This window comes from Pirellulales bacterium (assembly GCA_033762255.1).
Taxonomy (GTDB): Bacteria; Planctomycetota; Planctomycetia; order Pirellulales; family JALHPA01; genus JANRLT01.
The window spans coordinates 1-23396 of the sequence record JANRLT010000050.1; the positions used below are offsets into that span (position 1 = coordinate 1).

General features: G+C 56.0%; 19 protein-coding genes. 10 read left to right on the plus strand and 9 right to left on the minus strand.

The window, feature by feature from the left end; genetic code table 11:
- Nucleotides 1–1301: sigma factor (locus SFX18_14400; protein ID MDX1964340.1), on the minus strand; the 1301-nt coding region annotated here is incomplete at its 3' end.
- A gap of 500 nt (nt 1302–1801) precedes the next feature.
- On the opposite strand from SFX18_14400, the gene SFX18_14405 reads away from it, so the two are divergent.
- Complete coding sequence (locus SFX18_14405; GenBank protein ID MDX1964341.1) at nt 1802–3211, plus strand: hypothetical protein; 1410 nt, start codon at nt 1802–1804, stop codon at nt 3209–3211.
- Between the two features lie 168 nt (nt 3212–3379).
- A complete protein-coding gene (locus tag SFX18_14410; GenBank protein ID MDX1964342.1) occupies nt 3380–3628 on the plus strand; it encodes a CDGSH iron-sulfur domain-containing protein in 249 nt (82 codons plus the stop codon).
- Nucleotides 3629–3710: 82 nt separating this feature from the next.
- Here the strand turns inward: SFX18_14410 and SFX18_14415 are convergent, their stop codons facing one another.
- From SFX18_14415 to thpR, 3 genes are all read right to left on the minus strand, one after another.
- The gene (locus SFX18_14415; GenBank protein ID MDX1964343.1) at nt 3711–4571 is read right to left on the minus strand and encodes a triphosphoribosyl-dephospho-CoA synthase; all 861 of its coding nucleotides are present in this window, start codon (nt 4569–4571) and stop codon (nt 3711–3713) included.
- A gap of 120 nt (nt 4572–4691) precedes the next feature.
- Entirely contained in the window at nt 4692–5540 is an 849-nt protein-coding gene (locus tag SFX18_14420; GenBank protein ID MDX1964344.1) for a DUF1295 domain-containing protein, read from the minus strand.
- A 102-nt stretch (nt 5541–5642) separates the two neighbouring features.
- Nucleotides 5643–6215, minus strand: a complete 573-nt coding sequence (thpR, locus tag SFX18_14425) for an RNA 2',3'-cyclic phosphodiesterase (GenBank protein MDX1964345.1) — start codon at nt 6213–6215, stop codon at nt 5643–5645.
- A gap of 366 nt (nt 6216–6581) precedes the next feature.
- Here thpR and SFX18_14430 point away from each other — a divergent pair, with 366 nt between their 5' ends.
- Complete coding sequence (locus SFX18_14430) at nt 6582–7139, plus strand: hypothetical protein (GenBank protein MDX1964346.1); 558 nt, start codon at nt 6582–6584, stop codon at nt 7137–7139.
- Nucleotides 7140–7264: 125 nt separating this feature from the next.
- Here SFX18_14430 and SFX18_14435 read toward each other — a convergent pair whose 3' ends face one another.
- The 3 genes from SFX18_14435 to SFX18_14445 form a co-directional block, all read right to left on the minus strand.
- Complete coding sequence (locus SFX18_14435; protein MDX1964347.1) at nt 7265–8836, minus strand: cytochrome c peroxidase; 1572 nt, start codon at nt 8834–8836, stop codon at nt 7265–7267.
- A 182-nt stretch (nt 8837–9018) separates the two neighbouring features.
- Entirely contained in the window at nt 9019–10107 is a 1089-nt protein-coding gene (locus SFX18_14440) for a TerC family protein (protein ID MDX1964348.1), read from the minus strand.
- A 258-nt stretch (nt 10108–10365) separates the two neighbouring features.
- The gene (locus SFX18_14445; protein MDX1964349.1) at nt 10366–11751 is read right to left on the minus strand and encodes an MBL fold metallo-hydrolase; all 1386 of its coding nucleotides are present in this window, start codon (nt 11749–11751) and stop codon (nt 10366–10368) included.
- A 263-nt stretch (nt 11752–12014) separates the two neighbouring features.
- Between SFX18_14445 and SFX18_14450 the strand changes: the two genes are divergently transcribed.
- The 3 genes from SFX18_14450 to SFX18_14460 all read left to right on the plus strand — a co-directional run bounded on the left by SFX18_14450 (nt 12015) and on the right by SFX18_14460 (nt 15285).
- A complete protein-coding gene (locus tag SFX18_14450) occupies nt 12015–12926 on the plus strand; it encodes a rhomboid family intramembrane serine protease (protein ID MDX1964350.1) in 912 nt (303 codons plus the stop codon).
- 277 nt (nt 12927–13203) lie between these two features.
- Entirely contained in the window at nt 13204–13620 is a 417-nt protein-coding gene (locus SFX18_14455; GenBank protein ID MDX1964351.1) for an NUDIX domain-containing protein, read from the plus strand.
- A gap of 267 nt (nt 13621–13887) precedes the next feature.
- Nucleotides 13888–15285 carry a hypothetical protein gene (locus SFX18_14460; protein ID MDX1964352.1) on the plus strand — a complete coding sequence of 466 codons (1398 nt, stop codon included), beginning with the start codon at nt 13888–13890 and terminating at the stop codon, nt 15283–15285.
- Between the two features lie 279 nt (nt 15286–15564).
- Here the strand turns inward: SFX18_14460 and SFX18_14465 are convergent, their stop codons facing one another.
- A complete protein-coding gene (locus SFX18_14465; GenBank protein MDX1964353.1) occupies nt 15565–16503 on the minus strand; it encodes a YihY/virulence factor BrkB family protein in 939 nt (312 codons plus the stop codon).
- Nucleotides 16504–16765: 262 nt separating this feature from the next.
- On the opposite strand from SFX18_14465, the gene obgE reads away from it, so the two are divergent.
- Nucleotides 16766–17890, plus strand: a complete 1125-nt coding sequence (gene obgE / locus SFX18_14470) for a GTPase ObgE (GenBank protein ID MDX1964354.1) — start codon at nt 16766–16768, stop codon at nt 17888–17890.
- Nucleotides 17891–17923: 33 nt separating this feature from the next.
- The gene (locus tag SFX18_14475; protein ID MDX1964355.1) at nt 17924–20137 is read left to right on the plus strand and encodes an FdhF/YdeP family oxidoreductase; all 2214 of its coding nucleotides are present in this window, start codon (nt 17924–17926) and stop codon (nt 20135–20137) included.
- Between the two features lie 190 nt (nt 20138–20327).
- Here SFX18_14475 and SFX18_14480 read toward each other — a convergent pair whose 3' ends face one another.
- A complete protein-coding gene (locus SFX18_14480) occupies nt 20328–20819 on the minus strand; it encodes a 6-pyruvoyl tetrahydropterin synthase family protein (GenBank protein MDX1964356.1) in 492 nt (163 codons plus the stop codon).
- Nucleotides 20820–20964: 145 nt separating this feature from the next.
- Here SFX18_14480 and SFX18_14485 point away from each other — a divergent pair, with 145 nt between their 5' ends.
- Together SFX18_14485 and SFX18_14490 are read left to right on the plus strand one after the other, a co-directional pair.
- Nucleotides 20965–21696: a hypothetical protein gene (locus SFX18_14485; GenBank protein ID MDX1964357.1), complete on the plus strand. Its 732-nt coding sequence runs from the start codon at nt 20965–20967 to the stop codon at nt 21694–21696.
- Nucleotides 21697–22006: 310 nt separating this feature from the next.
- Nucleotides 22007–23239, plus strand: a complete 1233-nt coding sequence (locus tag SFX18_14490) for an FkbM family methyltransferase (GenBank protein ID MDX1964358.1) — start codon at nt 22007–22009, stop codon at nt 23237–23239.
- Nucleotides 23240–23396 lie beyond the last annotated feature (157 nt).

Below are 23396 nucleotides of genomic sequence, written 5' to 3' on the forward strand. Positions count from 1 at the left end.
CAGCTAGCATAGGTGCTAAATTTGAACCCGCGGGAGTAGTCGAATTTTTCCACGGCGCGAATCAGCGAGATATTTCCGTCGCTGACCAGTTCAAAAAAGTTGTCGCTGGGGCCGACATGGCGCTTGGCGATGGAAACCACCAACCGCAGGTTGGAACGCACAATTTGATTCTTGACCGCGACCGCCAAATCATACAGCCGTTCGATCTCGTCCATGACGCCGCTTTTGGCGGTGGCGGGATCCAGATCGGCACGTAGTTTGGCAGCGCGGTACTTGAGGTAATTAAACCGGCGAAATAAGTACGCTTCTTGCTCGCGGGTCAGCAGCGGCGTCTCGTACAGGCTTTGCAGGTAGGAGGGCAAACCGTTGGGCGCGCGGCTTTTCTTGACGGTGGTCTCGGGCTGGGGGAACTCCTCTTGCAGCACTTTTGCGGGATTAAGCCGCGGAAAAGAGGCATGTTCGATGTAATCCAGGGGCAATTCCAGAATGCGCCGGGCCCGCATTTCATTGACAATGCGATAAATGCTGGTCCGTGTCCGGCCAAAGTTTTTTACCAGTTGGTCGATGCTGACGCCGCGGTGGAATTGCTGAAAAATCTTTTTCTTGGCCTCATCATCCAGCGGCCCAGATCCATTGGGAAAAATAGCCAGTTCGGGGTGCTTGGCGTCAAAGTTCTTAATGGTATAGCGGATGGTCTCCACGCTGCGGGTAAACTTTTCCGCCACATCGCGAATCACCTCGGACGCGGACCCGCCCCCCCGCGCCAGTCGTCGGGCGGTGCTGAGGATTTCTTGCCGTTCCTCTTCGGTCATCTGGCTAAACCGCGCCCCGCGGCGAATCTGATCTTCGTGCGTGCGGACAAAGTTATTGACGCTGCTTTGCAAAAAGCCCACGCGCTTTCGCCCATCAAATACAAACCGGCGGCTGACTAACCCCTGTTGCCGCCAACGGTTAATCGTCTTGGTCGAAACCTGAAACGTCTTGCTCAGGTCCTCGACGGTCAAAACTTGCTCCCCGGCCGCTTCCACGGGAATGTTGGCTGATTCGCTCAGGTCCTCGACAAAGAGCAATAAGTCATGCCGCGCGTCCTCTCCCTTGAGCTTTAACTGGGGGAACGACTGCGGCTTAAAATCAGTAATCTTTTGGCACAAATATTCATAGGTATAGACCTTTTCCGGAACCAATTCGCCCACCAAGCGCTCGGCACGATTAATTTGTAGCAGTTTGGCGTCACGGGGGGCATAACCCACCTGTTGGTCGCGAAGTTGCTTTAAAATCGGAGTTTTGTATTCCATACGCATGATTGCCTCCACCCTGGCAAAAAAATTCCATCCCACAATCCGGGGGGGTCACTGGCTAAAATCAATCCTGCACGAGCAGTCATCTACAGCAGAAATCGTTCCGCAACCGCAAAGCTTGCCAAAATCCTGTAAATTTGCCTGATGGGCAGGTCGCCTAAGTGTCCTACCCAGTTTTACGAAAGAGAGTGGCAAAAGGTCGAGAGAAAGTTCACCTCCAGAGTAAGTATTTACCGCAATCAGCTTTTCGGGGGAGACGGATTCGCAATAGTCCGATCATCTTAAATTATTGATACTAAACAACTTGTGACATTTTAATAGCAGTCCTGAATTTTGCGCATCACAAGTTTGTAACAAACACGAGGGGGAGTCCATTCGCAGGCTCTGATGCTGGTTTTAACGATTCCACTGAATATTCTGTTTGACTCTAGTCGATGCAGATTTTAGCTAATCCATATTAATCGATTTCTGCCAATCTGGCAGTTTGCGCTCAAGGAGTGGGCATGGTTGTGAATTTTTTGACAAAGCAAAGCTTGCTGTGGCAAGTTACCGGGTTATTGGCCGGATTAGGTTGGGTGTTATCCCAATCGGTACTAGCGGAAGACCCCCAGACGTACCAACTGCGGGCCAGCGCCCTCACGGAAACGCAACAAAAGTACAACTACCAGCTAGAAATCGCGGGGCACTTGCTGGTGCAGAGCGGCGCGGAACCGCAAAAAGTTCCCCTGCAAGTGAAGGGTGAAATCGCCTATGGCGAGCGGCGCGTGGATGACGGCAGCTTAGCCGGAGAAGCCCGCTCCTTGCGATTTTATGAATCCGCCAAAGCTGTCCTGCGCATTAATAAAGAAAGCATTATTCAGCGACTGACGCCCGAGCATCAGTTGGTGCGGGGACGCCAGAGCAATGACAAAATCATGCTGCAAGCCGCGCGGGGACCGATGACCCGGGATGAGCGGGATCTTTTGGAAATTCCCGGCGACTCATTGGCGCTAGCGCGCTTGTTACCTGACCACGCCGTCAATCTACGGGAAAAATGGTCCCCCGACGCCCAGTTGCTGGGGATGATTTTTTGCATGGAAGAAGTGCGGGACTCGACCGTTACCGCACAGCTCATTTCCGTCGCCGACCAGACCGCCGAGTTGCGGGTGTTGGGCCGCTTGACGGGCAAGACCCTGGGAGCGGCGGCAAAAATGGAAGTCCAGGGCAAATTACTGTTTGACTTGGCGCGGGGTCACTTTGTGGAATGCCAGTGGCAATTTCAAGAAGAGCGGGCCATGGGATCGGTCTCGCCGGGGTTGAGCGTCTCTGGCAAAGTGACCTGCCAAATCACGGCCATACCCGAAATTCCTGAACTGTCGGATCAACAGCTCGGAGCGATCCCCCTTGTGGCGGACCAGGCCGACTTGCTGGCTTATGTGCATCGCCGCGGGGTGTTTGCCATGCAGTATGACCAGCGGTGGAGAATCATCGCCGACGAGCCCCAGCATCTGAGCATGCGGCTGATGGACCAGGGAAAAGTCATCGCTCAGTGCAATATCAAATTGGCCCAGACGGCGGGAGACGCGCCCGAGTATAAATTGAGCGAATTAGCCGCGGAAGTGCAAAATTCACTGGGCAAGAATTTTACAAAACTTCAGGATACCAGCGAAGGCTCTAATCCCGCTGGTAACCGCACCTTAAAGGTAGTGGCGGAAGGGTCGGTGGAAGGGGTTCCTGTGCTTTGGCTCTGTTATTTATTTGAAGGCCCCTCCGGCTGGCGCCTGACCGCCATGATAACCTTTGATAACCAACTTCTGGATCAATTTGGCGAGGCGGATCGGGCCATCCTCGAATCGCTCATTTTTCTTCCTGGCGAAGGCTCCCCCCAGGAATCGACCGAAACGGCCAATATTCCCCGGGAATTACCCCGGTAGCAGGGCAAACGCGCCAACCTGCCAAGCCCGCGTCCGGCGGCTGCTTGGCTCCCGTGCATCCGCCCCCTTGCGTCGTCAAGTCATAGGCCGCGCCACTGGCAAACTTTTCGCTACGGCTTAGAATACTGCCATCAGCAGCATTGGCAATTTTCTAAATTGGAGCCAGCTATGTCCCAGCCGGTCGTGATACGTTGTCGTGAAAATGGCCCCCTTGTTATTGAAGGCCCCTTTCAGTTGATCGATCATCAGGGAAATATTTTCACTCTTCCAGCCAATAAGCCGGTTGTTGCCCTTTGTCGCTGCGGCGCTTCCGCCAATAAGCCCTTTTGCGACGGTGCGCATCGGAATTGCAGCTTTGTGGGAAATACCCTGGCCCCCCCGCCAGCTCCTTCCACCGGGGTGGATGTTCCTTCCTAGGAGGACGTCTCGGCGAAGACCTTTGTATTCCAGTGGCTTGGATGATCGGCCAATCATCCCACTCTGAATTTAGGGTTTTCGTTTATTCCCATTGAAATGGGGGTCGCAGCCAGCCCTCGCGCAGGCCCACAAATAGGCCTGCGCATATCAGGTCGGCGGTTGTGCCCGGATTGCGGCGATGCCCATCCGATCGCAGCCAAAAATCCCAATCCGCCAAGGCTTGTTGGTAACTTTCGTCGCTATCCTTAGCCGCGGCCAGCACTTCGGCCGCCCAGTCACTGGCGTGTCGAGCTGTTGCGACACCGCATTTCCGTTGAATCAGGGTATCGGGCAAGGCGGCCAGCACTTCGACGAACGTTTTTACAATGGCCGCCAGCGTGGGGAGGCGTTGCAGGTTTTGTCGCAGGCTGGGGACCACCAAATGCCAAAGGTCATGAAAATTGGTGGCGTATTGACGGGCGATTGAATCGTATTGGGCGGCAAACCGCATCGCCGCCAGCAAGTCCTGCGGCGGAGCGGCTTGTAAATCAGCCTGCGTGACCTGGCCCATTCCTCCGGGTCGGGCCAGGTTGATCGCGGCGTAGGTTAATGTGGCGTCTTGAGGAGATAGATTATCTAGTACAGCGGATATGCCCTCTGCCAAGGATTGATGCCGTGGTACCAGGCAGAGCGGGGCCAACAATAAAATAATCCCCAAATTGGCGTTGGTGTTCACGGCGGCGCGAGTGGCGGCAACCGCAGCGTGAATCGCCTGGCCCAAAGGGAGGGAAGGGGACTGGGCTAAAACCGGGGCGATGGCCTGTCCCGCCATGATCAGATCGGGATAGGTTAGATCCTCAAAATCCGCACCGCGATGGACGTTGCCCGGTTTTGCGGCGGTAGCCTCTAAGAGGCAGGCCCAAAAGACACAGTCCGTCAGATTGGACAGAGGAGAAATATTCACGGACGGAGATGAACGAGTAAGAAGAAGTTACTTTTGATAATGAATGCCGCGGCGGAGAATGGTTCCAGATTTCCGACCTCAAATCTTAAATCTCAGATTATGAGATGTCGAATTCTGAAACTAACTCCCCGTCCACCACGGCACAAACATGCTGGTGGTCCTTTGGTACTCGCGATAGGCTTCACCACGCGAGCGGAGCGCCTGGGCCTCGGTCGCGGGGATACCCGTTACCTTGAGTAAAAAATACAACATGAGCGAGGGCGCGATAAGCGTCAACCACCAAAGGCTGCTAGTTATACTCCACAAGACATAGCTCCACCAATGCAACCATTCAAAAAAGTAATTTGGATGTCGCGAATATCGCCACCATCCCGCCTGGCAAACCTTTCCCTTGTTGACGGGATTGGATCGAAAACGGGCTAGCTGTCGATCCGCCAGGGCTTCATTAGTTATAGAAATTGTCCAGACCACCACGCCCAACAAATCCCCCGCGCTCCAGTTTGCTCCGGCAATCCGCCAGGCGGGCCACAATGCGGCGTTTCCTAGCCACGATTGCCCGGTCACTACAGGTTGCAGCGCCACCCAGGGGGACATGGCAAAGACCAGCACTAACAGTGCCTGTCCCCAAAAAAATAGCAAAAACGCCCCGTTCGCATATTTCCCCCAATAGGCGCGCAAGGCCTGGTAGCGGCCATCCTCGCTTTTGCCACGCACGCGATCGGTAAAAATGTAATACGCCAAGCGAAAGGACCAAACCGCGTTTAACCCCGCAATCAACCAACCGCGGCTATCAATCCCGGCAGTCGTGGCCGCAAACCACAGTGCCGACAAACCCACGCCCGCGGACCAACCCACATCCACAATCCCCGCGTCCCGGTGCCGCCATTGATAGAGCCACAACAGAGTCATCCCAACCAGTAAACCCGCGCCGGCGTAGCTAAACTGCGACACTGGGTCGAGGGGGAACATGGGTGAACTATTTCCGGGCCTCAGGCCCATGCGTATAGTGGGATCAATTTACAGTAAAATTGCGGAATCGCGGTCAGTAATAATTATTGGATTTTTTGCCACTCAACCCAGTAATTCCGCTTGGCCCAGCGGTTCGTACGAGGAGCCATTGCCGTGGGGGTCGCTATGCATAATCGTGACATCGCAGACGCTCATGACGCCCGCCTCGTAGGCGGCGTATTCCGCGATTAATTCCGCCAAGTTTTCCGGCCCGTGGGGCAAGGAGCGTACCCGTCCCAGGGTCAAATGCGGTCGAAAGCGGCGTCCTTCGCCCCGGAGGCCTAGCTGCTTGAGTCCCCGGTCAAGAGCCTGATGCAGTTCGATCATGGCCTCCGCCCCGGTGGTAACCCCCAGCCAAATCGTGCGGGGATTTTCCAACGAGGGAAAAACGCCCAGGCCGCGGCAGAGTAAGTCAAATGCGGGGAGGGGCCGGACGGCGTCTGTTACCAGTCGCAGCAGTTCAGGGATTTCGCGGTCGCGGATATCCCCCAAAAAATTCAGCGTAAAGTGCATTTGCTGGGGCCGAATCCAGCTAACCTTGGCATCGGTGGCTTTGAGCCGGTTAATCAGCGTTTGCGCCCGACCGGCCACATCGGGGCCGATCTCGACGGCGATAAACGTGCGCAAGATGGGCATGGTGAGATGAAACGAAGCGTTAGTTAAGGGACAAAAGCCGGTGGATGTCATCCCGCAGGCAAACATTTTATAGCGGGGGGTGCATTTGATAGGAACGATATAACTGGCAAAATCGGTCCCCTGGGAGTTTAAGGAATAAGCAATCCGGGGACTTTAGTGAAATTCTGGGAATTTAGCAAACTGGCTAAGATGGCGAAATTGTGCTGGACGATAGCACAACTAGGTCAAGCCAAAATGCGCTGCGAACCATCGAGCCTCAATGTGTGGACTCCCCAGGTGTTGTCCTCCGGGCCGCCGGGCACGTTGCCCAACCATGCAGACCGATTTGGCAAGTTTATTGTTTCTGTTTTTTAGGAGTTGTATCCCATGAAGCGTCGAGTTGTCTTGTTAGCGGGCTTGCTGGCTGCTTTCTTGCTGGCCGGTGCCTCGTCTGCCCAGGCTTTCCACCTGTTTGGCGGACATTGTGGCGGTTGTGCCGCGGAACCCAGTTGCTGCGCTCCGGAGCCGACTTGCTGCGCTCCGGCTCCTTGCTGCCACAAGCATCATTGTCGTTTGTTTGGTCACAAGCATCGCTGCTGTGCCCCGACATGTTGTGAACCAGTTTGTGAACCCGCTCCTTGCTGCGAACCTTGCTGCAAGAAGCACCATTGCCGTCTGTTCGGTCACAAGCACCGCTGCTGCAAGCCCGCTTGCTGTGAACCGGCTTGTGAGCCGACCTGTGCCGCTCCGGCCACTTGTGCTGCTGAGCCGACCTGTGCCGCCGAACCGACCTGCTGTGCCGCTCCCGCTTGCGAACCAAGCTGCTGCGAACCTTGCTGCAAGAAGCATTGCCGCAAGCACCACCGCCGTCACCGCTGCTGCAAGCCCGCTTGCTGCGAACCTTGCTGCCCCGCTCCCGCTTGCGAACCAAGCTGCTGCGGTTAGTCGTTAACGACCACTTAATAGTGGTTTGATAGCCCGATTCAGCACAACGGCTCCCTGTGTGCAAGCAGGAGAGCCGTTGCTGTTTTGATGGTGGATAAGCAAGTAATAGGTTGGTAGCCAGCTCGCTAATTTGGCGGGAGCCGGCCGGTTTCCACCTTGGGAAATTCACCCGTGCAGGCTTTCATAAATTCCACCAAGTCGGCTTTTTCCTGATCCGTCAGATCCAGCTTTTTAATTTTGTCGCTCAGATGGGGATTTGGATGCCCCCCCTTGTTGTACCATTCCACCACTTCCTCTAGCGTCTTTTGCGTCCCATCGTGCATGTACGGCGCGGTCAGGGCGACGTTGCGGATCGTGGGCGTTTTAAAGGCCCCGGTATCTTTTGCGTCCTTGCTAATTTCCGACCGACCGAGGTCGGGCTTGTCGGCCATCATTCCAACCCCTAGGTTGTGAAATTTTTCGTCGGTCAAGTTGGGGCCCACATGGCAGGCGGTGCAGTTGGCTTTTTGGCCAAAAAACAGCTCGCGGCCCCGCTTGGCGCTGTCGCTCATGGGATTTTTGGCCAGAAACTGTTTTGCTTCTTCAAATTTCGCCCAAGCGGCCATATCTTCGCGAATATCATCCTCTTCCTGTCCCTCAAAGGCCCGTAAAACTTCGTTGTAATCGAACGGAGATGGCCCGGTCACAATCACCCGTTCAAAGCTGGCAATAGCCTTCGCGATGTTGTCGATCGTGACATCGCCAAAGATTTTTTCAAATTGGATGCGGTATCCCTCGATTCCTTTAACGGTCTGGACCACGTTTTCATGGGTGTTGCCCATTTCGATTGGATTTTGGATGGGACCTTTGGCTTGTTCCTCCAGCGATCCGGCCCGGCCATCCCAAAACTGCACATCGCTGAGGATGCGATTGTACGAGGTGGGGGAATTTCGCCCCCCCAGTTGGTCCTTGACCCCGACGCCAAATTGAGTGTCCTTGGCATAACCAAAATCGGGGTGGTGGCAACTGGCGCAGCTAATGGTGTTATCCACCGAAAGCCGCGTATCAAAGTACAATTGCCGCCCCAACTCGATCTTGGCCCGTGTGAGGGGGTTTTCAGAGAGGCCTTTTTCTTGCCCCGCGCCTGCGGAGAGGCCGAGGGGAAGTTGGACAGTCAACTCCTCATGATTTTTAGGGTCTTGGAGCCAGCTTTGAATAACTTCCACGGTTAGCGGTCCTTCGCCAGGAATTCCGGCGGTGAGTTTGGGATCGCCTAACACCACATCCTTGGCATCATCTGATCCAAGAATCTCACCCCCCGAATTTTTCTCGGTATTGGCACCAGTAGCCGCACTATCGCCAGCCGGCGTGGCAGTTTCGATGGCTGGTTTTTCGTTAGTGGCTTTTTCAGGAGCGGCTTTTTCCGTGCTGGCCTTATCAGTACTGGCCTTGTCGCTGGGGGCCTTTCCTGTCACGGCTTTGCCCTCAGTCGCATGGTCATGCCCTTCATGCCCATGATCATGCCCGGCGTGGTCATGGCCCGCATGGTCATGCCCCTCGTGGGAGTGGTCGTGGCCATCACCGGGGTGATGCGCGTCGGGCTTTTTATCCTTGTCAATGACGACCGGCTTGGCCGTGGGTTTACCGGTACAGCCCGCCAGACCACCCACACCTAACCCCAGGATTACCAACAAGCTCAAGGCAAAAAATCTGCACATGTGTGAATTTTCCAAAATTTTTCAAGGAAAAAGAAGTTGATTTCAGGATGACCCAGCGATCGGTGGCCCGACCATGAGCCAAATTCCACCTCAATGTACTAAAATTCTAGCCGAAGTGCCAATTTCCGGCGAGTAGCCGCTCCCGAGAGAATTTGCCGCTAAATCAGCGATTTTCCCGCATTTTACTGACTTTGCTCTTCCGCCTGGTCCACGTGCTCCAGCAATTCCTCGACGGCGTGATCCATCGCCTCCTCCGATCCTTCGCCAGGTGCCGTGGCCTCCGCCACCAACTCCACCGTCGGGTCGTGTTTGGGCGGGAACAGGATTGAGGCCAAGATTGCAAAAGCTAGCAGAGAGACCACAACCAGCAAGGAGACCTCTGGCCGGATCAGTTTATCCCCCTCGTGCAGTTGATAGCCAAAAAGCTGCGTCCAAATGGTCGTTTTGGAAAAGTAATCCGCGATCATCTTGATCCCCACAAACCCCAGGATCGCGCTCAGTCCATAATTTAAATAATGAAAAATGTCCATCACCCCCGCCAGAAGAAAATACAACGCACGCAGGCCCATGATGGCAAAGATATTGGACGTAAACACAATAAACGTGTCCCTGGTAATCCCCAGGATAGTCGGGACGCTATCAACGGCGAACATGACATCGGTGCTCTCCACGACCAAGAGGACCAAAAAGAGGGGTGTCACATGCCAGAGCCCGTCAATTTTGACAAAAAAGTGATCCTGTTCGGAATGTTTGCTCACGCGAAAAATACGCCGCCCCAGCCGAATCACAAAGTTCTGGTCGGGGTGAATTTCGTCATCGTCATGGGCGATCAGCATGATGCCAGTGTAGATCAAAAACGCCCCAAAGATCGGCATCGTCCAATCGGCATAATGCAGGATCGCGCTGCCGATCAAAATAAAGATCAGCCGCATTACAATCGCCCCCAAAATCCCCCAAAAGAGCACGCGATATTGATATTTTAGCGGCAGCTTAAAATATTTAAAAATCACCGCAAACACAAAGACATTGTCCACCGACAACGACCATTCCACTAAATATCCCGTCAAAAACTCGATCGCCGGGCCGGAGCCCGCCTCCCACCAGATCCACAGATTAAACGTCAACGCCAACCCGCACCAAAACAGCGTCCAAAGCGCGCTCTCACGCAAGGTCGGCTCATGGGCGTGTTTGTGAAACACAAACAAGTCCAGACCCAGCATGATCGTGACAAAGATACTAAAGGCCACCCAATGCCAAACCGTGACGTCCAAAGTTGAATTCCTTTGAGGAGCTTTTTCCAGTATTTGCGGTATGCCGCAGATAGATCACAGGGTCAAAGCGCTGCAAATATCATAAAGGATTGGGGGGCGATTGGCAAAGATGGCGTAATGTGGAACGAGACTCGTAGCGGAACTTACAAAAGTTCCGAGACGATTGATTTTCGGAATTCTGGCGAATTCCGCTACGGTATGGATCCTCGTCCCTATCCCCTCACCTCTCGCCCCTTAGTCCCATCCGGCAAACGGTACCTACTCCAACTCCACCGTTTCTTGATGATGGGGAATGATCACCGGCCAGCCACGGGTGCGAGTAAGGGTTTCGGCTAATGATTGGGAACTGGGAAGTTCGCCGTGGGTCAGAAATGTCATCTTGGGCGGGGGGAGGGGCTCCAACCAGCGGAGAAGCTCGCTTTTCCCCGCATGGCCGCTCAGCGCGGGAAGCTTGGAAATGGCCGCCCGCACCGGCACGTCATGGCCATGAATTCGCAAGAAACGCGCCCCATCGGCCAACATCCGCGAGCGGGTTCCCGGCGCGGTATATCCGCCAATAAACACCGTGTTGCGATGGTCCGGCAAACGTTGTTTGAGATGGTGCAAGATTCTGCCGCCGGTCATCATTCCCGAGGAAGAAATGATCATGGCCGGTCCCGCCACGGCGTTAATCGCTTTGGATTCCCCTTGCGAACGGGCCAAATGAATCTGTTTTCCGTCCAAAACACATCCCGGTCCACGCAATTCGCCTTCGCTGAGATCGTGCTCATCGCTGTAGGTGCAATAAATATTGGTGGCATCCACGGCCATGGGGCTATCAATATAAATCGGCAATTCCGGAATTTTGCGTTGTTGCATCAGCACGCGCATCAGATAAATCAATTGCTGGGTGCGGCCAATCGCAAAGGAAGCCACCAGCATAATCCCGCCCCGGGCGATGGCGTCATGCACCTCGCGGACAACTTGCTCGAGCACTGGTTCGGGCGCATGGTCGCGATCGCCGTAGGTGCTTTCACAAATGAGGTAGTCGCAGGGAGGCGGCGAGCCGGGATCGTGATAGAGGGGCGCTTGATAGCGTCCGACATCGCCGGAAAACAGGATTCGCCGCGTGCCGCGTGGCAGGCGGGCCTCCACCTGGATCATGGACGAGCCTAACAAATGTCCCGCGTCAATGTAGCGGGCAAAAAGCGCACCCCCCAACGGAAACCAACTGTTCCTCTCCCGCGGCTGCAGGAGCTTGATCGCGCGGCTGACGTCTTTGTCGTCATATAACGGTAAAGCGGGCTGGTGTTTGCTAAAGCCTTTTTTATTGGCGTAGTCCGCGTCCTCCAGCTGGCATTTGGCGGAATCATACAATGTGATCTCGGTTAATTCAGCGGTCGCGGGAGTGCAATAAATCGCCCCCCGAAAACCGTCCCGCACAAATCGGGGGATATAACCCACATGGTCAATGTGGGCATGCGTGACCAGCAAGGCATCCACCGAGGCGGGGTCGAACGGCAGCGGGTCCCAATTGCGGAGGCGGAGTTCCTTCAATCCCTGAAAGAGACCGCAATCGACGAGGACGCGCTGGTTATCAATTTCGAGGAGATATTTAGAACCGGTCACGGTTTCGGCCGCGCCATGAAAAGAAAGTCGCAGCATGCCGCCGAATCCCCCTGGGAAAACAGGATCAATACAGAAAAGAACTCTCGTGGTGTGCACCGCCCCAAGAGACTGCTCGATTATGGGACGCGGGGGGGCGGAGAGCAAGCGGAAAGGGGATTTTCATTTGTATTCCTCCACGCCTGCTGCCTTTCCCGTCAGCGGCTGCTAAAATAAGGATGCTGGATATGGCGTAGTCGGTATTTGTCGCGCTACGCCATTCCCCCTTTGAATAGCCACAAATTTCCTGCCAGCCGACTTTTATGGGTTTATACGATCGAGATTACGTTCGCGAGGATCCCCGCGGGATTCACCTAGGTGGTGAATGGTCGGGGGTCGTGCTCTTAATTGTGGTAAATGTGGCGGTCTATGTGGTGGATTTGCTTAGCAATTTTAAATTACAGGATTATGCCCGTCTCCAAGCCAATCTCTTTTTTGCCCCGTGGAACGCCTGGCAGCTTATCACCGCCGGCTTTTTGCACTCGGGGGATAATTTAGGGCACCTGTTCTGGAATATGTTTGCCCTCTGGCTTTTTGGCAATGATCTGGAAGGAATTATTGGTAAGCGCCGGTTTATTTTGTTTTATCTCAGCACGCTCATCTTGTCCGGTTTGGCCTGGGTGGCGGTGGAAACACTAACCGCTATCAACACCCCCGGCGCGATCGACCAACTGCACAAACATACGGTCATTGGAGCCTCCGGGGCGATCTCCGGCGTGATCGCCGCCTCCATTTTGTTCCTGCCCAATCGCATTCTGTACTTTTTTGGTGTGTTTCCCCTGCCGGTGTGGCTCTTGGGCATTTTTTACCTGATCGGGGACCTCAGCGGAGCATTGGGTTATCGTGATTCGGATGTCGCGTATGTCGCACACTTGGGTGGGGCGGCGTGCGGTGCCCTCTTTTGGAAAACTGGTTTTAGCCTGGGAGAGTTGTGGCCGTCTGGCTGGCAACTGGGAAATTTTCGCAGTTGGTCCAAAAAACTGCGTCCCAAAAATGTTCGGATTTATCGCCCCCAAGACGCCAGCGACGACCTGGAACCCACTCTGGATCAGACCGACGACGCTGTCGAGCGCATTTTGCAAAAAATTACTGATCAAGGGATTGGCAGCTTGACCGCCGCCGAAAAGCAAATCCTGGAACAAGCCAGTCGCAAACTGCAAAAACGCCGACGTTAAGTATCGTGGTAAGGGTTTCAGCCCGTAACCCAAAGGACTGTTTGCTAAATGGGTCTGTATAATTGGATGAATCGGGCCGTTGGCCCTTCCATTTATACTGTATTCTAAACCTAGGGCGACGCTGCGCTTGCCCTAGGCTGGGATAAGTCGAGCCTTTGGCCCGCAAAGTATCAAACGCCTTTCGCACGGGAATGCTTCAGCAACGAAAAATCTTCGCTCGGTGTCAAAATTTGCAAAGTTAGTAATACTGAAGGTCAGTTTTTCCCCCTGAACCAGCATGGAAGCCAGCGTCATTTCTCGAGAAGTCGCCATTGCCGTGATTGTGCGACAAAACTGTGTCTTGGTGGGGGAGCGTCCCCCCCATGCCAGCTTTGCGGGATATGCGGAATTTCCCGGGGGCAAAGTCGAACCGGGAGAAACCCCGGACGTGGCCGCGGTGCGGGAAACAGAGGAAGAATCCGGCTTGAAGGTGCGGGTCATGCGAATCCTCGACACGGCGGAAAGCCCCACCCCGCGAGGAACGCTGCGACTTTGGTTTTTTCTGTGCGAGTTGCAAGATCCCGACCAGCACCCCGCCCCGCCGTGGCACTGGGTGCCGCGACCTCTGCTAGCGGAATTAAAATTTCCTCCCGCGAATGCCCCCCTCTTGCGGTTTTTGACTCAGGGGGAATGCCTCATCACGGGCACGCGTTAAGTGGCAATTGTCGCACGCGCGCCATCCCCCCGACAGAGGCAGCCAGTGGGGAGAGGCTGCTGAATGCGGAAAAACCCGCGTAAACCGGTCTATCCGGGTTTTCCCAGTTTGTTTATGGTTTGCAAACTTTACATACGGCTGGTGGTGTCCAGTGCCGCGCTGTGGATGAGGAACATCCGCGCCGACGGACTGAAACAGGGCTGATTTCCACCGCTAGGGCGGAAGATCCCCAAGATTCCGCAAGATCTTTTCTTTGCAGGGTGGAGCATGGATGCTCGCAATTTACGCGCCCGCGGCGTGCTGGCTATTATTGTCTTGGCTTGCAATCTGGGCGCTGGTTTTCAAACGCCCAACTTTACCGTTCAGGCACCCACGCCCGAGCTGGCCGAACGCATCGGCCGCGCCGCCGAAAAATACCGCCACGTGCTGGCAATCTTGTGGACCGGGCAACCCATGCCCGATTGGTCCGCCCCCTGCCCAATCGTCGCGCGGGTGGCTCCCACCCTGGGCGCGGGTGGAGAAACCAGCTTCTTGTTTGACCGGGGAGAAGTCTACGGCTGGCAAATGAAAATCCAAGGCTCCGAAGAGCGCGTCCTCGATAGCGTGCTGCCGCACGAGATCACCCACACCATTTTTGCCAGCCACTTTCGCCGGCCGCTGCCACGCTGGGCGGACGAGGGGGCCTGCACCACGATGGAACACATTAGCGAACGGGGCAAGCAGCACCGTCTGTTGTATGAATTCCTGAAGACGGACCGGGGCATTGCCTTTAGCGAATTGTTCGTGATGAAGCAGTATCCGCCAGAGATGCTGCCGCTGTACGCGGAGGGTTATTCGCTGGCAAAATTTTTATTGCAACAAGGGGGGCGGCTGAAGTTTGTCGCATTTCTGCAGGATGGAATGCGGCAAGAACAATGGTCAGCCGCCGTAAAAAAACATTACGGATACGAAAACCTGGGGGACTTGCAAAATAGTTGGCTTGCCTGGGTCAAGCAAGGAATGCCCGCGCTCAATGAAACCGCCGCCGAACTGGAAGGCCCCCCCACCATGGAAATGGCCCAAGCCTTTTTGCGGGGAAATGGCCGGATTATACCCGTGGGACGCACAGCCGCGCGAGGTCAAAAACAATCCTCGCGGGATAATTTGACCGCGGTGGCCAGCAGCGAAAAACCGGAGCCGGCGACCGGCTATCTGGACGAGTCGGACCGCCAAATTCGCCAGGCACAGGCCCGGGCCTCACAAGCGGTCCGTGAATCAACGGTGAATCCGGCAACCGCTGTCCCGCGCGACACCGCGGCTCTTGCCGAGCAGGATGCCGCCGACTGGCAAGGCCCCATCGTGGATCAAGGCCTGCCAGCCGGAATCGGCGGGGGATTATCCGCGAACGCCGCGGGAGCAAACTCCTTGGCCGGACCGCCACGGTCGATTTATGAACGCAAGTTTTTACCCTCCGTGGATGAAGACACGCCCATCTCTCCCAGTGCCCCCAATCCCACGCGTCTGGCTCCGCTACAAGACGCCGCCGGCATCCCCGCTGGGCAAGCCGTGATAGATACCATGGTGAATGGCTCCGCGCCGGGCGCGGGGTTAGCTTCTCCCCCCTCAAGTCAAAAGGTTCTCTTGGAATGGGGCCGCCCCGCCGCAGCCAATGATGTGGCTTGGTAGCATAGTAGGGGAGTATCGTATATAGATGTGGCGCGTAACGTCGGGCGGGCGCGATATTGAACCACTGAACCGCACGGAGCTTCGTGCATCCAGCTGACCGCTTAAATTTTTTTGATTGCGAAGGCAATAGGGCGTTTTGGATGCGTGTTGATAAGCGAAGGCAAAAAACGATGGGCTAGCGTGCGGCGGCCGATTTTTTTCCACATAAAGTTTTCACCTTGACACCGTGTTTATCGTGTACGCGTAAGTTTAAAGTTCGTATTTAATTGGGTTTCTCCCTTACAGCCCATAAAATTGCCCCGCTAGCTCTCCGGTGGATTGCCGCCGCATGCGGCAACTTACTTGGGCAAATTCCGCCCCAAAAAAAAGCACGCTCCACGCATAATAAAACCAAAGCATTACGGCGATAAACGAACCCACGATGCCATAGGCGGTGTAAGTTCCCTGCATCAGATACGTGGTTAGGGCAATGCGCCCCGCTTCCCACAGCACACTTGCCACAAAGCTACCTTGCCAACACTCGCTCAGCCAAACAAAGCGCGGCGAAAAGAGGCGGTACAAAAACAGAAAAAAACAATTATTCAACACCACGCCAATCGCGAACTGCGCCATCTTCCACGGCAGATTGCCCATCGGCCAGTCGTGAAAAATCACACCCAATGTGGAAAATAGCACACTGCTAAAAAACGTAATGCTAATAAACAGCCCCAGGCCCAGAATGACCAAAAAGGCCTTGAGCCGATTGAATAACACCCTGCCCAGGATGGCGATCCAGCGCATATCGCTAGGGGGCAAGTGTTCCTTCCAAATGCGGGCAAACACGACTTCGATCTGACTAAAGATCCCCACCGCGCCAAATAACAGTATGATAAAGCCGACCGGGCCGTTCACGCCGGCATTGTCCTTGACCTGGTCCAGGATAATGTCAAGCTGTTGAGCTAATTGGGGACTGACCTGTTCTTGAATGGGGTTTAGCAGATATTCGGCGGCGTCCCGTCGACCGAGTTGAGCCCGTTCCAAAAAAAATCCCAGAATCGACAGCAGCACCAGCACCAGCGGAAAAAAAGAAAACGCCGTATAAAACGCCAATGCCGCCGCGCTGTGGCCGCCGTCGTCCTTTTGCCATTCCTGGACGGTTCCCCACAGCCGGGGCCAGAGCGATTGTTTGAGCCAAGCGATCAAAATCCAAATTCCGGCGGGTTTTTGTTGCTGTGCCACAGGGTTATTCTCCCACGGGGGGGAAATCTTGGAAAGAGGAAGAGGGAGAATGACAAATTATGAGCTGCTGAATATGTGGAAGGTGCTAAAAAGTGATAGCTCTATCTGAGCGAGATTTACCTGGATAATTCTCACCCGCGATACCGCGACCCGCCCATGCCATCGGCGGTTTTGTGCACCCTGCTCCTCGTCCCGCCACCTAGCCCCGCACGCTCGTTTACCGCATAATACATCTTTACACACTCTGCCTAGAAAAGATGCCATGTTTGTTGATCGCGTTCAAATCGAAGTCCAAGGGGGTCGCGGCGGCAAGGGGTGCGTCAGCTTTCGCCGTGAAAAATTTGTCCCCCGTGGCGGGCCGGATGGGGGGAATGGCGGCGATGGCGGCAGCATCCTGATCCGGGCCGAAACCGGCGTGAATCACTTGGCCGCGCTCGCCCATAAGAAACATTGGCGGGGGGAACATGGCCAGCCGGGACTGGGTTCGGATTGCCATGGCCGGGCCGCGCCGGATGTCACGATTGACGTTCCTCCCGGCACCTTGGTGATCGACGCCGCGACCGGGTTGGTGCTCAAGGATTTGGTGCATCCCGGGGAAAGTGTGGTTGCCGCGCGGGGGGGAATTGGGGGCAAGGGGAACGCCCATTTTAAATCTGCCAACAACCGTGCGCCGCGGGACTCCGCCCCTCCCGGCCAAGGAGAGCAACGGACACTCATTCTCGAACTCAAGGTCATTGCCGACGTCGGTCTGGTCGGCAAACCCAATGCCGGTAAAAGCACGCTCCTCTCGCGGCTGTCGCGCGCCCGGCCCGAGATCGCCGCCTATCCCTTTACCACCAAGCATCCCAACCTGGGCCTGGTCACACTCGACGCTGATCGCTCGTTTGTCATGGCCGACTTGCCCGGACTGATCGAAGGGGCCAGCGCGGGCGTGGGCCTGGGTCATGAATTTTTGCGCCATATCGAGCGGGCGGGAATTTTGGTTCATTTGGTGGAACCGGAGCCAGCGGACGGCACGCAGCCGTTAGAAAACTACCGCGCGATCCGGCATGAACTGACCGAATACGCGGTGGAGTTGGGCCAAAGGCCCGAAATTATCGTAATTTCCAAGGCCGAACTTCCCGCGGCCGCCGAGGTTCAGCGGGAATTTCAGGTGGCATTGGCGCGCGACGATATTATGCTACTCAGTGCGGTCACGGGCGCCGGGCTGGACCGGCTGTTGGTCCGTATTGCTGCCGAACTTGACCAAAATCGAACCAAGCCGCAGCCTCTGCCGGTCCGTATTCCGCCCCATATGCGCGTGGCTCCCGCCGCCGATACACCTACACCTCATCCGGATCTGCCATCTCCTGACAATTCCGTCGAGCAATCGGAACCCTCGGTCTGATTTTTATCGAATTCGTTGAACGGTATTTCAACCATGCGTAAACCCAATCATGGCGGCGGCTGGCAAGCGGTGTGGTACACCTGGCGCAAAGCGCGCGAGGCGGGTGGCCTGTGGAAGCTGTGGCGCGCCATGCGGTCAAAAAACGCGTGCAAAACCTGCGCGTTGGGCATGGGGGGCCAGCAGGGAGGCATGGTCAACGAAGCGGGGCATTTTCCGGAAGTGTGCAAGAAATCGCTGCAGGCGATGGTCTCGGACATGCAGGGGGCCATTGGCGAGCAATTTTGGAAAACGTACTCCATCCCGCAGTTGCAGCAGTTTACCCCGCGCGAACTGGAGGTCTGCGGCCGACTGACGCAGCCGGTACTGCTGGGGCCAAACGAGCAGTATTACCGGCCCATCAGTTGGGAAGCGGCGTACGCCAAATTGGCGGAACAGCTCCGCGCGCTTGAGCCCCATGAGACCTTTTGGTATTTCAGCGGGCGCAGTTCCAACGAAGCGGCGTTTTTGCTGCAGTTGTTTGCCCGCTTGTATGGGACCAACAACGTCAACAATTGCAGTTACTATTGCCACCAGGCCAGCGGCGTCGGGCTGACCCAGACCATAGGCAGCGGCGCGGGGACGGTGCAGTTGGAAGATGTCGAGAAAGCCGATCTGGTGTTTGTGATCGGGGGAAATCCCCCCAGCAACCACCCGCGGTTGATGCGCACGCTGATGACCGTGCGGCGGAACGGGGGCCAGGTCATTGTGGTCAATCCGCTGATCGAGGCGGGACTGGTGAACTTTCGCGTCCCCAGCGATGTGCGCAGCATGCTCTTTGGCAGCGAAATTGCCAACCTGTATGTGCAGCCACATATTGGCGGAGACCTGGCGCTGCTGGTCGCCGTGGCCAAGCGAATTGTGGAACTGGGCGCGATCGATGCCGCATTTCTTTCCGCGCATTGCGACCATTGGCCCGAATTACAAGCCAGTCTGGCTGGACACGCCTGGGATGATCTCGTCCGCAAAAGCGGGGTCTCCCGCGAGCAAATCGACGATATCGCCGCGCGTTACGCACGTGCAAAAAACGCCGTCTTTAGCTGGACGATGGGGATCACGCACCATGTCCACGGCGTGGAAAATGTCCGCGCCATCGCCAATCTGGCGCTCCTCCGCGGCATGGTGGGACGCCCCCATGCCGGACTCCTGCCGATTCGCGGACATTCCAACGTGCAGGGGATCGGCACCATGGGCGTGACCCCCAAACTACGCGACGCTGTCTTTGACCGATTGCAAAATCACTTTGCCGTTCGCCTGCCAACCTCGCCGGGCCTAGACACGATGGGCTGCATGGAAAGCGCGCTGGCCGGAGAGCTTAAATTTGGTTTTTGCCTGGGGGGAAACCTGTACGGGTCAAATCCGGACGCCGAATTTGCCCGCAAGTCGCTGGCCAAACTGGATCTAATTACGTATGTCAGTACGACGCTGAATACCGGACACGCCCACGGCCTGGGGCGGGAGACCCTTATCCTACCGGCACTCGCCCGCGACGAGGAGCCGGAACCGACCACGCAGGAGTCGATGTTTAGCTATGTGCGGCTGAGCGACGGCGGCCCCCGTCGGCATGAAGGACCCAAAAGCGAAATCGAGTTAGTCGCGGATTTAGCCGGACAAGTGCTGGGAAACCACGGGGGGAATGGGCCGCTCGATTGGCGGGTCTTGCGCAGCGCCGAGCAAATTCGCAAGGCAATCGCTAAAATTATTCCCGGCATGGAACAGATGGAGCAAATTGGCGGGAATAAACAGGAATTTCAGATTCCCGGGCGGACATTTCATACGCCCCGCTTTGCCACGCCCAACGGCCGGGCACAATTGCATCCCTTAACCGAAATCCCGGAATTGGCGGGAGGCGACTCTAACGGAAAAAATCTCTTGCGGCTGATGACCATTCGCAGCGAAGGGCAATTTAACACGGTGGTCTACGAGGACTACGACATTTATCGCGGCATTGACCGGCGGAATGTGATTTTAATGCATCCCAGTGACATGCAGCGTTTGGGATTGCAACACGCGCAACCAGCGCTAATCACCAGTGACGTGGGCCAAATGTCCGGCGTCTTAGCCTGGGAATTTACGGATATCAAGCCGGGCAACGCGGCCATGTATTATCCCGAAGCCAATGTGCTCGTCCCGCGCAAACTAGACCCCCAGTCCAAAACACCCGCCTTCAAAAATGTGCTCGTTAGCGTGGAGCCGTTGGTCAGGGGATAGGGGTTAGGGATCAGGGGCGAAAATACACAAAGCCGCCGATGGTCTCGGCGGTGCGGGCGTGGGTAGGACAGGGGCGTGAGACGCGGGTGGCGGGGTGGAACCTCAGCGAGCCCCCTGCTTAACAAAGTCAGAAGGATGAATGCAGAAGGAAGAATGACTGCAAATCAATTCTTCATTTTTAATTCTTAATTCATAGTTGAATCTCGCACCACGCCCATTGACCCGCGCATTCGTCGACGCCGATGGCCAGGGTTAGCGGCAACGGATGATCTAGCGCGCGCAATCGCGCGGCCAATTGTTCGGCCAAGTGCGCCGCAAGTAATTCCGCCGTTGTATTCGCCACCGGCAAAAGCACGCAATCCTCCGCCGGAAACACCCACCGCCGCTCTTCAAACGTGGCGATAACTTCCCCGTCGGTTTGCCGCACTAGAATCCGTGGGTGGTGCAGCGGCAGCAGCACATGATGATCCCAAGCGGCGATCAAGTTCTTTAACGTTTCCTTGAGCGCGATAAAGTCATACACATAGTGGTTTTCGTCCAGGGGGCCGCGAACTTCCGCCGCCACGCGGTAGTTGTGGCCATGCAGCCGCTCGCAAATATTGCCGTTAAACGTGATAAAATGCGCCGCCGAAAAAATCAGCTCTTCCTTGGTCAAACGGACCGAAAATTGGGGGGATTTCATGAATTTTTGGCAACTTTCGGGGCAAGCGCGGTAGTTTTTGGCGTTTTTTCGCCCGGTTGGAAAAAATTCGCCAACTTTGAATTAGCATAAAAGAGAGTCCCCCCCTTCACAAGGAATACCCGCTATTTGCCCGGTCCAGCCGCTTATGGTCCCTCATCAACATAACTTTGTGATCCGCTGGGCATGCGCCATCGCCGTCGTGGCTAGCGTTTCCCTGGCCAGCGTCGCCACGGGGCAGATACCCACGGTTGGCGAAGAGATCAGCCGCCGTTACGACCCCTATTATGGACCCACTGCATCCGACAACCCCGCCAACCGATATCCCGCCACTCTGAATATGGAGTGGGAAATTGACGCCACCGCATTACCGCCGACACTAAGCGACTTTCCCGCTGAAATGGCTATCCCTCCGACGCTCTCCAGTTGGGATCCGATCTTTTTTCACCAGCCTCAGCTTGCCTGGGGGGGGTGGGGTTGGCAGGGGCCTCGCTGGGGACCTTGGGGAGGGTGGAGAGGTCCAATTTGGGGGCCGCGCTGGGGCTTTGGACCAGTTTGGAGTCGACCGTTTGCCGTGGGACCTTGGGGTGGATGGAGCGGTTGGGGGCCAGGCCGGGGAAGCTGGGCGTGGGGAGCGCGCTTTCCCCGGGGAGTGCCGTTAGGGCCACGCTATGGCGAATTTTTTTACGGACCGTTTCATGGTTTTCACGGGCCTTTGCAATCCACACCGGGATTTCACAGCTATGGGCCGTTTTTGCCCCCTAGTTTTTGTCCGCCAGGGTTGGGGGATACCATGGGACCGCGGGAATATGTGGTTCCCGGGTCGGAGCAGTTAATATTGCCGGGCAAAACAGAGGGAGAGATTTCGATCAAAGAATAATTCCGGCTGAAGTTGAAAATCCCAGGAGTCTAATTCACCTCAACCGGGATACCCGGGAAAACGGCTTGCCAAGTCACGCGAGTTGGCCCAGCGCATTTATCACTGGCAATCTGGGTTAAGTTTGCCGATTATGCGGCCGATAAATCTAAACGGCGGATGACGTACCATTGCGCGCGATCCATTCTTATCGCGCCAGTTTGCCCGGCGGTTTCGTGCTAGCAAGCTGCGTTTTTTTATTCATCACGAACAGCCACGAGGGTTGTTCCGCGCCCCCCCGGTTTGGCCCACGAATATTTACAGGATGCAGGCCATGCAACAAATTGCTGGAATTTTTTTGCCTGATCATGAAGCGCACATGCCCGCGTATCTGCGGCAAACAGGTGGGGCATACCAGTCGAAGCAATTGCAGCGGGCACTGCAGTTTGTGACCAACTGGCGCACGGCCGTGGATATCGGCGCGCATGTGGGGACTTGGAGCAAGGCCCTGGTCCAAAAGTTTCAGCGCGTGATCGCGTTTGAGCCGCTCCCCCAACTGCGCGCTTGCCTGGAAAAAAACGTAGTGAGCGACCGGTTGCAGATCATCCCGATCGCGCTAGGCAACGAGCATGGCGCGGTCAGTTTTTCTTATGACGAGGCGCATTCCGGCGCCACACATGTCGAACCGGGCAAGGCTGGCCTGATCCCCCTGGGCATGCTGGACGATTTTCGGCTGGAGGAAGTCGATTTTATCAAAATCGACACCGAGGGGTTTGAATTGCCGGTGCTGCAGGGAGCCGCCAAAACTTTGGCCGCCAACCAACCGGTGATCATTGTTGAGGACAAGCTGCACGGCGTCAAACATTACGGGCAGCAACCGTACGCCGTGATCGAATTTTTGGAAAGCCTGGGAGGGGTGATTCTCGACCGGATTGTCGACGACTTTATCATGGGCTGGCCAGATACTCCCGGCAAAGTCCGCAAAACAGCCCCGCGCGAGGTGGAGCAGCAATTTGCCGAATGCATGGCCCGCCAGCAGACGGGGGATTTGCCGGGGATGCGTTTGGGCTTTCGCAAGCTGACGCGCGAATTTCCCCGCCATGCCGAATCCTGGAATATGCTAGCCATTTGCGAGTTGCAATTGGGTCATATTCGACCGGCGGTGGCCGCCGCGCTGAACGCCGTCGAGCTGCTCCCCACGGAGGCCCGCTTGCAAAATACACTCGCCACGGCGTTGTGGCTGAATGGAAATATCGCCGACGCGGTCGATACGCTCAAACGCGCGCTGCAGATCAACCCCGAACTGTTTGAGGCGCATTTGAATCTGGGGGAAATATATGAACATGCCCGCGACCATTCCTCGGCGTTCGCGTGCTTTCAGCAAGCGTTGCGGATTCGGCCCAATTCTCCGCAAGTGCTGATCAAAATGGGACGGATTCACGCCGCGCACGGATCAACCGCGCAAGCCAGCACCTTGTTTCGCCAGGCCTTAACCTTGGATCCCGCGCAGCGTAAAGCCCGCGAGGAACTGCAGGCCCTGGAGAGCCGCTCCCGCGCGGGAATGTAGGTTGCGCCCTTTTCCGTGAGGAATCTCATCCCGCGACGGCGCTAATGTGGAAGGCAGGGCCTTCTTCAGGTCCCTTGACGAATTGCCAGTTCCGTGCAGTGGCTCTGGGAGTCTCACGTTCAGTTAAATGTGGTTCCTGGTGTTCCCTTGTTGACGC

Excerpts from the sequence above, each read along its gene's own strand:
- SFX18_14405 (MDX1964341.1), top strand. The coding sequence starts at position 1,802 with ATGGTTGTGAATTTTTTGACAAAGCAAAGCTTGCTGTGGCAAGTTACC.
- SFX18_14410 (MDX1964342.1), top strand. The coding sequence starts at position 3,380 with ATGTCCCAGCCGGTCGTGATACGTTGTCGTGAAAATGGCCCCCTTGTT.
- SFX18_14420 (MDX1964344.1), bottom strand. The coding sequence starts at position 5,540 with ATGTTCCCCCTCGACCCAGTGTCGCAGTTTAGCTACGCCGGCGCGGGT.
- thpR (MDX1964345.1), bottom strand. The coding sequence starts at position 6,215 with ATGCCCATCTTGCGCACGTTTATCGCCGTCGAGATCGGCCCCGATGTG.
- SFX18_14430 (MDX1964346.1), top strand. The coding sequence starts at position 6,582 with ATGAAGCGTCGAGTTGTCTTGTTAGCGGGCTTGCTGGCTGCTTTCTTG.
- SFX18_14435 (MDX1964347.1), bottom strand. The coding sequence starts at position 8,836 with ATGTGCAGATTTTTTGCCTTGAGCTTGTTGGTAATCCTGGGGTTAGGT.
- SFX18_14445 (MDX1964349.1), bottom strand. The coding sequence starts at position 11,751 with ATGCTGCGACTTTCTTTTCATGGCGCGGCCGAAACCGTGACCGGTTCT.
- SFX18_14450 (MDX1964350.1), top strand. The coding sequence starts at position 12,015 with ATGGGTTTATACGATCGAGATTACGTTCGCGAGGATCCCCGCGGGATT.
- SFX18_14455 (MDX1964351.1), top strand. The coding sequence starts at position 13,204 with ATGGAAGCCAGCGTCATTTCTCGAGAAGTCGCCATTGCCGTGATTGTG.
- SFX18_14460 (MDX1964352.1), top strand. The coding sequence starts at position 13,888 with ATGGATGCTCGCAATTTACGCGCCCGCGGCGTGCTGGCTATTATTGTC.
- obgE (MDX1964354.1), top strand. The coding sequence starts at position 16,766 with ATGTTTGTTGATCGCGTTCAAATCGAAGTCCAAGGGGGTCGCGGCGGC.
- SFX18_14475 (MDX1964355.1), top strand. The coding sequence starts at position 17,924 with ATGCGTAAACCCAATCATGGCGGCGGCTGGCAAGCGGTGTGGTACACC.
- SFX18_14480 (MDX1964356.1), bottom strand. The coding sequence starts at position 20,819 with ATGAAATCCCCCCAATTTTCGGTCCGTTTGACCAAGGAAGAGCTGATT.
- SFX18_14485 (MDX1964357.1), top strand. The coding sequence starts at position 20,965 with ATGGTCCCTCATCAACATAACTTTGTGATCCGCTGGGCATGCGCCATC.
- SFX18_14490 (MDX1964358.1), top strand. The coding sequence starts at position 22,007 with ATGCAACAAATTGCTGGAATTTTTTTGCCTGATCATGAAGCGCACATG.